Source organism: Pseudoalteromonas sp. SR45-5, from assembly GCF_014163565.1.
Lineage (GTDB): Bacteria > Pseudomonadota > Gammaproteobacteria > Enterobacterales > Alteromonadaceae > Pseudoalteromonas > Pseudoalteromonas distincta.
The window spans coordinates 1-1,289 of the sequence record NZ_JACJDN010000875.1 but is presented as its reverse complement, the minus strand read 5'-3'; the positions used below and the strand labels follow the sequence as shown (position 1 = coordinate 1,289).

Annotated in this window: 1 protein-coding gene; it reads left to right on the top strand. The window is 38.7% G+C overall.

What is annotated here, in order from left to right; genetic code table 11:
- Window positions 1–1,211: DUF819 domain-containing protein (locus H5072_RS19755; protein ID WP_182694551.1), on the top strand; the 1,211-nt coding region annotated here is incomplete at its 5' end.
- Window positions 1,212–1,289 lie beyond the last annotated feature (78 nt).

Sequence of the window (1,289 nt, the reverse complement as noted above, 5' to 3'; positions counted from 1 at the left end):
TGCTTGGTTTGCTTGCTATTATTTTGGGGTTTATTTTTAAAACCTCAAACAGTGAGCGTCCAGCTTTAAAACGATTTTATAAATACGTACCTGCTTTATTGCTGTGTTACTTTTTACCTTCGTTATTAAATACCTTTGGTATTGTAGATGGTAATAAATCAAATGTTTATTATGTGGCTTCGCGCTACTTACTACCTGCCTGTTTAATACTACTTACCATTAGTATTGATTTAAAAGCGATTATTAACTTAGGCCCTAAAGCACTTATTATGTTTTTAGTGGGTACTTTAGGCATTGTTATTGGTGGGCCATTAGCTATTTTAGTGGTGAGCGCATTTGACCCAAGTATTGTTGGTGGGCATGGCCCAGATGCCGTATGGCGCGGTATGACAACTGTTGCAGGTAGCTGGATTGGCGGCGGTGCTAACCAAGCATCAATGAAAGAAATGTTTGAAGTTGGTGGTGATATATTTTCTGTAATGATTACAGTCGATGTAATTGTCGCTAATATTTGGATGGCTGTTTTATTGTTAATGGCAGCAAATCATAAAAAGATTGATGCAGCGACGGGTGCTGATACAAGCGCAATTGAAGACTTGAAAAAGCGTGTGGAAGAATATCACGCAGAACATGCACGCATCCCAACTCTTAATGATTACATGACGCTGATTGCAATTGCATTTGGTATAACTGGCTTAGCACACTTTTGCGCTGACTTTTTGGGGCCGTACTTTGGCACTACTTATGAATGGGCAAAAGAATACAGCTTAAACAGTAAATTCTTTTGGCTAATTGTTATATCAACAACGATTGGCATAGGCTTATCGTTTACTAAAGTGAGGCAAATAGAAGCGTTTGGCGCTTCAAAAGTAGCTTCTAGCTTTTTATATATTTTGGTTGCATCGATTGGCTTACACATGAATGTAACCGCTATTTTCAATAACCCCGGGCTATTTTTAGTGGGCGCAATTTGGATGTTAGTGCATGCAAGCATTATGTTAATTGTGGCTAAACTGATTAAAGCACCGTTATTTTATATGGCTGTGGGTTCTCAGGCTAATGTGGGGGGCGCAGCGTCAGCACCTGTTGTAGCATCAGCGTTTCATCCATCATTAGCGCCTGTTGGAGTCTTGTTAGCTGTACTAGGCTACGGTGTGGGTACTTATATGGCTTATATTTGTGGATTAATGATGCAAGCAGTTGCACCTTAAGGAATTTAAATGAAAGATCAAATTATTAAAATTAATGAAATTGAACTTGCAAACAATAAACCGTTTGTACTGTTTGGT